The 8,370-nt window shown below is 45.0% G+C and carries 8 protein-coding genes; 6 read left to right on the forward strand and 2 right to left on the reverse strand.

Going from position 1 to position 8,370, the window contains the following annotated elements:
- Positions 1-170 precede the first annotated feature (170 nt).
- From putA to DA100_RS03410, 5 genes are all read left to right on the forward strand, one after another.
- Positions 171-3,290 carry a bifunctional proline dehydrogenase/L-glutamate gamma-semialdehyde dehydrogenase PutA gene (putA, locus tag DA100_RS03390; protein WP_138970879.1) on the forward strand — a complete coding sequence of 1,040 codons (3,120 nt, stop codon included), beginning with the start codon at positions 171-173 and terminating at the stop codon, positions 3,288-3,290.
- Between the two features lie 24 nt (positions 3,291-3,314).
- A complete protein-coding gene (locus DA100_RS03395; protein WP_138970880.1) occupies positions 3,315-4,013 on the forward strand; it encodes a 1-pyrroline-5-carboxylate dehydrogenase in 699 nt (232 codons plus the stop codon).
- 69 nt (positions 4,014-4,082) lie between these two features.
- On the forward strand, positions 4,083-5,570 hold the full coding sequence (gene putP, locus DA100_RS03400; RefSeq protein ID WP_138970881.1) for a sodium/proline symporter PutP: 1,488 nt from the start codon (positions 4,083-4,085) through the stop codon (positions 5,568-5,570).
- Positions 5,571-5,738: 168 nt separating this feature from the next.
- Positions 5,739-5,972: a hypothetical protein gene (locus DA100_RS03405; protein WP_138970882.1), complete on the forward strand. Its 234-nt coding sequence runs from the start codon at positions 5,739-5,741 to the stop codon at positions 5,970-5,972.
- A gap of 100 nt (positions 5,973-6,072) precedes the next feature.
- A complete protein-coding gene (locus DA100_RS03410; protein WP_004744557.1) occupies positions 6,073-6,549 on the forward strand; it encodes an Lrp/AsnC ligand binding domain-containing protein in 477 nt (158 codons plus the stop codon).
- A 31-nt stretch (positions 6,550-6,580) separates the two neighbouring features.
- On the opposite strand, the gene DA100_RS03415 is transcribed toward DA100_RS03410, so the two are convergent.
- Both DA100_RS03415 and DA100_RS03420 read right to left on the reverse strand, forming a co-directional pair.
- On the reverse strand, positions 6,581-7,285 hold the full coding sequence (locus DA100_RS03415) for a DUF445 domain-containing protein (RefSeq protein ID WP_138970883.1): 705 nt from the start codon (positions 7,283-7,285) through the stop codon (positions 6,581-6,583).
- A gap of 119 nt (positions 7,286-7,404) precedes the next feature.
- On the reverse strand, positions 7,405-7,833 hold the full coding sequence (locus tag DA100_RS03420) for a thioesterase family protein (protein ID WP_138970884.1): 429 nt from the start codon (positions 7,831-7,833) through the stop codon (positions 7,405-7,407).
- 332 nt (positions 7,834-8,165) lie between these two features.
- Here DA100_RS03420 and tnpA point away from each other — a divergent pair.
- Positions 8,166-8,370, forward strand: a 205-nt coding sequence (gene tnpA / locus DA100_RS03425) for an IS200/IS605 family transposase (RefSeq protein ID WP_138970885.1), incomplete at its 3' end; no start/stop codon positions are given.

Below are 8,370 nucleotides of genomic sequence, written 5' to 3' on the forward strand. Positions count from 1 at the left end.
GTATAAAGTTTTACTTAATTGAGTGTGACTCTGTTTTTGTTTTGTTAATATTCAGGGTTTTTAGCAAAAAACTCGGAGTTTTTGACAAGTATTCTTCTCAAGCTCAAAATACACTGCATGCCATTGTAGAAAACCTGAAATGATTTCAGGTGTGAGATTGAGGAAAACGCATGTTTACAGCGAGTAATGTGTTAAACGCTGAGTTTGTCGAGCAGCCGCTTGATAAACTTTGGTCGTTGATCTCGCCACTTTATATAGTGGACGAATCACAATGGCTTAAGCAACTACTGCCATTAGCAACACCCACTGAGTCAGAGAAAGAGCAGATTGCCATCAAAACGACGGATTTGATCAATACGATTCGTGCTGACAAAGAGTCCATTCAGATGATTGACGCTCTGTTACTGGAGTATAGCCTTGATACTCAAGAAGGCATTCTGCTGATGTGTCTTGCTGAGGCTTTGATGCGTATTCCTGACGCTGCGACAGCCGATGCTTTAATCCGTGACAAGCTCACTGTGGCAGATTGGAAATCACACCTGAAAAATTCTGATTCCGTTTTTGTTAATGCGTCTACATGGGGCTTAATGCTCACAGGTAAAGTTGTTGGCCTTTCTGATAGCGAATCTCAAAGTCCGGTAAGCGCGGTTAACCGGCTAGTGAACAAGATGTCTGAGCCTGTGATCCGTAAGGCGATGCATCAGGCAATGAAAGTCATGGGACACCAGTTTGTACTTGGCCGTACCATTGCCGAGGCTCAAAAAAACGGTCGTCACATGCGTGATAAGGGCTTCACTTACTCTTATGATATGCTAGGCGAAGCGGCACTTACCACCGTTGACGCAAATAAGTACTTCAAAGATTACTTAATGGCAATCGAAGCGGTAGGCCGTGATGACTATGCTGCAGATGTGAGTCCAGCGCCTTCTGTGTCGATTAAGCTTTCAGCACTTCATCCTCGCTATGAGGTTGCGAATGAACAACGTGTTCTGACAGAACTTTACGATACCTTACAGCAATTGCTGCGTCGAGCGGTTGAGCTTGACGTCGCGATTACCATTGATGCTGAAGAAGCAGACCGCCTAGAGCTGTCCCTCAAATTGTTCGAAAAAGTGTACCGAAGTGAATTGGTCAAGGGCTGGGGTAAGTTTGGTCTAGTGGTTCAGGCATACTCTAAGCGAGCGCTTCCTGTTTTGGTTTGGCTAAACGGCTTAGCGAAGCAGCAGGGAGATACGATTCCTCTGCGTCTTGTTAAAGGTGCTTACTGGGATAGTGAGATCAAATGGTCACAGCAGGCTGGTTATACTAACTACCCTGTTTATACGCGCAAAGAAGCGACAGATGTGGCTTACTTAGCTTGTGCTCGATTCCTTTTGAGCCAACATGTTCGTGGTAATATTTTCCCGCAATTTGCTAGCCACAATGCTCAGACAGTCACATCGATTGCAGTGATGGCTCAGCATAAAGATTTCGAATTCCAGCGTCTGCATGGCATGGGCGATTCGCTGTACAACCATGCGATGTCAGCCTACCAACAATCCGTGCGCATTTATGCACCGGTTGGTAGCCACAAAGATCTGCTGCCATATCTTGTTCGCCGCTTATTGGAAAATGGTGCAAACAGCTCATTTGTTCATCGCTTGGTCGATGCTCGTTGCCCTGTCGAAACACTGACACAGCATCCAGTAGATATGCTTAATGCGTTTGATTCTTTCTCCAACACAAGCATTCCTCTTCCAACCAACGTGTTTAACGAGCGCAAGAACTCTTTGGGTATCAACATAGATATCGAGAGCGAAGCGAAGCCGTTTGAATATGAAGTAGAGAGTTTTCTAAGTAAGCAGTGGCTAGCGGGTCCGATCATCAATGGCAACATGTTTGCCGAAAGCATGATCAAGGAAAACATCAACACTGAACAAGTCACCGCTCCTTACGACCGTCGTATTCAAGTAGGTCAGGTTGCGTTCGCTACGCTTGAGCATGTTTCGGCAGCGATTGAAGGTGCTGAGCAGGCCTTCCCTGCATGGCAAGCATCACCAAAAGCTCAGCGAGCAGAGAAGCTAGAGGTTCTCGCTGATCTGTTGGAAGAGAATCTCGCAGAGCTTGTCGCGATTTGTCACCAGGAAGCAGGTAAAACGATTCATGACAGTATTGATGAAGTGCGTGAAGCGGTTGATTTCTGTCGTTACTACGCTAAGCAAGTGGACGCGTTAGGTGAACTAACCATTAACGGTTTTGATGGGCAGACTCGTCAAGTGTCTCGTCAAGGTCGTGGTGTTTTCGTTTGTATTAGCCCTTGGAACTTTCCTCTGGCCATTTTCCTTGGCCAAGTGACAGCCGCTTTGGTTGCAGGAAATACAGTCGTGGCGAAACCAGCAGAACAGACCAGCTTAATCGCGGCTCGTGCGGTTGAACTGATGCTCGATGCAGGATTCCCAGCAGGGACGATTCAGCTATTAACAGGCCGTGGCGCTGAAATTGGCTCGGCTCTGACGTCACACCCAGCCATCGCAGGTGTCGCTTTCACTGGTTCAACAGCGACGGCGCAGCGCATTAACCAAACATTAGCAGAACGTGACGCCGCTCCAGTGCCTTTGATTGCTGAGACGGGTGGTCAGAACGCAATGATTGTTGACAGTACAGCATTACCCGAGCAAGTGGTGAGAGATGTGATTCGCTCTGCGTTTGCTTCTGCGGGTCAGCGCTGTAGTGCACTGCGTGTTCTATACGTTCAAGAAGATATTGCCGATCGCATAGTTGCTCTGATCCAGGGGGCGATGGAGGAGTTAAGCGTTGGTAAACCTTATCTTCACTCGACAGATGTTGGTCCGGTTATCGACGTCAATGCGAAGAGCAAGTTGTTAAAGCATATCGAGTTTATGACTGAAACAGAGAAAAAAGTCGCTCAACTGGTGCTTACGGATGAGCATGAAAACGGTGACTTCGTTGCTCCTTCAGCCTTTGAAATCCGTGATATTTCTTGTCTTAAAGAAGAACAGTTTGGCCCGATCTTGCACATCGTTCGATTCAAAGCAAGTGAACTCACTCAGGTGGTTGAGCAGATAAACAATACCGGTTTTGGCCTAACCATGGGTATCCATAGCCGAAATGAAACCACTTACCGCTGGATTGAAAAACATGCTCGTGTTGGTAACTGCTACATCAACCGTGATCAAGTTGGCGCGGTAGTAGGAGTGCAGCCATTTGGTGGTCAAGGCCTATCAGGTACTGGACCAAAAGCGGGTGGTCCACACTATCTTTACCGTTTCACGCAAACACAGTTTTGTTAATCGAGTGAGCAAGGAGAAGTAATTATGGTTCATCAAGTAACTCGTTTTTCTGATGCTTTCTCTGCTTGGGAAAACTGGAATTTAACCAATTTTGATTCTAAAAGTGAGTGCCTACTTGCTTTTAAACAGGCTTTACAACAAGTTCAGCCTGAGTTGGCTTCGGTCGTTTCGTACCATATTGAACAAGCGTCGGCATTCATTGCTGATACCCATAGTCTGGTCGGCCCTACAGGCGAAACCAACGAACTTTACACCGCAGGTCGTGGTGTGGTTCTTGTTATTCAGGATGATGTTCAAGAGCAAGCGAAGCTATCCGTCGTTGCGCAACTAACGGCTGCGCTGATCGCGGGTAATAGTGTCATCTTATGCAGTGATGATGCGGAGCTTTGCCTAGTGTTAGAGGCTGCCTATGTTCAGTCTTCACTTCCAACTCACCTTGTCCAGTTTGCCGCATATGATGCTTATCATCAGTTGCTCGAGTCGGACGTGCGAAGCATTGGTTATGTTGGAAATCCAGAGGTGGAAAGGACGATTAACCTCCAACTGGCTAAACGTTCGGGCGCTATTGTAAGCCTGACGTCTGAAACGGATCTTGTGAGCATTCCTGTTGCCCACGATCCTCATTTGGCGCTCCGTTTTATTACGGAGCGTACAAGAACAATAAATATAACAGCAGTGGGTGGCAATGCGACCTTGCTAGAGCTCGGAAACGAAGCCCACTAATACTTCATTGATTTGCCCTCGTATTGAGGGCATTCAGGGAAGGCGATCTTTCAAAAGAGGACATATCACATGGAAAATAGCTTTGCTATTACAACCACGTTTATTGCGTATTTGGTGTTGATGCTTGCCATTGGTGTCATCGCATACCTGCGTACAAAAAATTCAAGCGACTACTTTCTTGGTGGTCGTTCATTAGGCCCTTGGCCGGCGGCGCTTTCTGCAGGTGCATCGGATATGAGTGGTTGGCTTCTGCTTGGTCTGCCGGGTTATGCGTACGCAGCAGGCATTGAAGCATTTTGGCTAGCGGGTGGTCTACTGGTAGGCACATGGTTGAACTGGTTAATTAATGCTAAACGTCTTCGTACTTACAGCATCACGACTGACGCACTGACTTTACCAGAATTTCTATCTCGTCGTTTTAACGATAAATCTAAACTGATTCAGGTTATTTCTGCTTTCTTTATTCTTTTATTCTTCCTTTTCTACACCAGTTCAGGCTTGGTTGCAGGCGGAAAATTATTTGAAACAGTCTTTGGCCTAGATTACTCCACGGCAGTAATCATTGGCACCGTTTGCGTCGTCTCTTACACGCTATTCGGTGGCTTCCTAGCGGTATCTTGGACCGACTTAGTGCAAGGTCTGCTGATGGCAGCGGCACTGATGATCGTTCCAATTACTGCGTTGGAAGGTGGTTTTGGTCAGCTTGGCAATGATCTTGCCGCGATTAACCCTGAGCTATTAACGCTATGGAATGACTCTAAAGGTGAACCGCTTTCTGCGATTGCGATTATCTCTCTGGTGGCTTGGGGCTTAGGTTACTTTGGTCAGCCACATATCCTAGCGCGTTTCAAAGCATCTCGCTCAAATAAAGATCTGACAACGGCTCGTCGTATTGCGGTGATCTGGACTGCGCTATCAATGGCAGGTGCGATTCTAGTAGGTCTAGTTGGCTTAGTTTATGTGACAAACTCTGGTGTAAGCATTGATGATGGCGAGAAGATCTTTATGCTTCTGGTGAACTCTCTGTACCACCCTGTTATTGCCGGTATCCTACTTGCTGCAATTCTAGCTGCGGTAATGAGTACTGCGGATTCTCAGTTACTGGTTTCCTCTTCAGCGTTGGCAGAAGATTTCTACAAGCAAGTGTTTAAGAAAGACGCGAGCTCAGAAGAGATTGTTATGGTTGGTCGTATTGCCGTCGTTGGCATCTCAGTTGTTGCGCTAGTTTTAGCGATGACACCTGACAGCTCAGTGCTTGGCTTGGTTTCTTACGCATGGGCTGGTTTTGGTGCTGCATTTGGTCCTGCGCTAATCCTTAGCCTTTACTGGGAAAGAATGAACCGTAATGGTGCACTTGCGGGTATTGTGGTTGGCGGTGTGACTATCGTTATTTGGAAGCAGTTATCAGGTGGCTGGTTCGACGTGTATGAAATTGTCCCTGGTATCATTTTCTCGACTCTTGCTATTGTTGGTGTAAGTTTAACGACTGGCGAGCCGGAAGAGGCTGTGAAAGCGCAGCACAAAACGTTCAAAAAGCACTTAGCTGAACTGGACTAATTGATATTGGTTCGAGTGAAAAGCCCCTAAATTTAGGGGCTTTTTTGTTGTCTATTGACTATTTATTGAACTTATCTCACGTTTTCTAAACTAATGTTTGAATTTAATGAACTCTAGGTTTCAAAATATGTCAGTTATCAATAACGCTAACACTTAGGACGAACGGAAATGCCTCACATGTACTGTCATTGTTGTGATAAAAAAACGGCACATAAAATTGTCATGAAGCGTTGTGAGACGCAGAATAACTCGGTAGTTAAAAATATGGCGAACTTCTTTGCCACCGTTTTCCAAGGTGACCACTATGTAAAAATGGAAAAGCAGGCCTTTTGCAGAGTCTGCAATAGCCAAACAGAAGTTGTGACTGCACAAGACGCTTTTTCTGACGCAAAAATCGCATAACCTTCACATAATTTATCGCTAACTCAACGATCGCTATCTGTGGCTCGGTGCTTTTGTTTTAGAATACCTTCAGCATCTATAACAACTTAATGAGCCGTTAATGGATTTAGATAGAATTGATCGTGAGATCCTGCGCGCCTTGAATCTGAAAGGCCGACTTCCTATTGTTGAACTCGCCAAGCAAGTTAACTTAACCACCTCTCCTTGTTCTGATCGGGTAAAAAGATTGGAGAAAGAAGGTTATATTACGGGCTACCATGCTGAGCTAAATCCAGAAAAGCTGGGCTTGGATGTACAAGTGTTCATTCATATTCGTTTGGATCAAACCAGTTTTTCAATATTTGAAAAGTTTGCTCAAGCTGTGGCGGATATGCCGGAAATTGAAGAGTGTTATTCGCTATCAGGTGACTTCGATACCATGATTAAGGTGCGTGTAAAGGATATGAAAGCGTACCAGAACTTTATGTCGACCAAATTAGGAACCTTGCCCGGCGTGATACAAACTCGCAGTGAAGTGGTTATTGAAGAGCATAAGACCAGCTTTGGCGTTAATGCAGATCTCATATCGAAACTATAAAAAAGGAAGCTTACCGCTTCCTTTTTCAATTTTAGGCAATAAAGGATGAAATTATGCCAATAATGCCACCAAAGATCCCGCCCCAAACGACCAACCAGCCTAGGTGTTCTTTGATCATTCTCTGAACGATTTCCTTAACCAGTTTGGGCGTGAGTTCATTGAGGCGCTGATCGATGATGTTCTCAACGTTAGTGCGTATTTCATCCATCATCGCTGGGGCTTCAAACTGTTCTTTTAAGGCATCTTTGATGGTGTCGCTCTGACTCATGTCGACAATCGCTAGTTTCATTTTCTCGACAAAAGGTTGTTTCATAGGTTGGAGCGCATCTGTGCCACCAAACATCGCCAGCATGCCACCAAATTGAGAGTTGGCGATGACGTCAACGAGTGAGTCAAACGTTGGGTTAAAGTCTATCTTTTCAATCACAGGCTCAAGGTTAAGGGACTTTCCGCCAGCCATTTCCTTGCTTAAGAACTTGTCGATGTTTTCTTGGGTAAAAAACTGCTCCATCATCAGTGTCTTGATTGCTGATTTAAATTCTTCAAAACGCGCAGGAATAACACCGGAACCATAGAGACCAGGCACCTTTTCAAATAGCATATGAATGGCAAGCCAGTTGGTGATGGCGCCTGAAAACGCAAATAGTCCAGCGTATAAGGCAATTTGGTTGTCTGCTTGATAGCCACCTGCTAGTAAAGCGAGTGCGATAAGATTGGTTAGTAAGCTTTTGTTCATTGACAAATAAGGTGTTTATTTACGATGGAGAGGAGTATATACCAAGTCAAATATGAGATGTCACACAAATTGATTTGGCGCTCTGATGAAATCGCCAAATCGAATCTAGGATTTTGAGCTTATCGTTCTTCGGCTAATAAAATAGCTTGTTTGATGTTTTCAGGTATAGAAGCTTTGGTGTGGTGCTTAAAGTCAAACATGACGCAAGTGGCTGAACCAACGGTCGTCACTTTACCAGTGCTTTCACTTACGATCTGGTACTCCATTGTGAATCGGTCATCTTGCAAGTCAGTGACACGGGAACCAATTAACAGCGTATCTGGATAAGTGACTGGTGCTTTGTATCGACACTCGGTGTGGCTGAGCACAGGGCCTATATGGTTTTGTTTTAGGTTAACGAGCAGATTGATTTTGTTGAAGTAGTCGAGCCTTGCTGTTTCAAAGTAGCGGAAATAAACCGCGTTGTTGACGTGTTGCAAAGCGTCCATCTCGCCCCAAGCCACCTGAATTTTCGTTACTGTAGCAAATTCGGCCAGTAGTTCTTCCATGTTACATCTCCTTAAACTGAGCTTTTATTCTAGTGGCTAAGTGCGATGCTGTGCAGAAATTGTTATCAGTTTGTGATCCTAGTTGTTCGGTACAAGGCGATGCAACTGAAACGTTCGTCACAATGAAATAGTAAAAGAGTCGTTATCCTTGTTCGTGATGGAGGGGAGTCTGCACTACAGGGCAAAAAGAAAGGACCCGAAGGTCCTTATTTGTTTTCAGCCCTAAACCACCTACTTCAGTAGGTGGTTATCATCCGTTTCGGCTTTGCCTGTAAAACTACTCATGCTAAATGCGTCTTTGATTTTTCCAGAAGTCAAAGAGGACAAATAACATGAGTAGATACAATCAAGCTTCCCACGTATTTTGGCGATGTCAATACCATATAGTGTGGACTCCAAAGTATCGATTTAGGATCTTGAAGAACAATATAGGTAAAGAAGTTTATCGATGTATTTATGTTTACTGTAATCAACTTGGATGTGAAGTAGTAGAGTTAAACATACAAGTTGACCACGTGCATTTAGTAGTAAAGATTC

It is taken from the genome of Vibrio sp. Hep-1b-8 (assembly GCF_006124995.1).
Classification (GTDB): Bacteria; Pseudomonadota; Gammaproteobacteria; order Enterobacterales; family Vibrionaceae; genus Vibrio.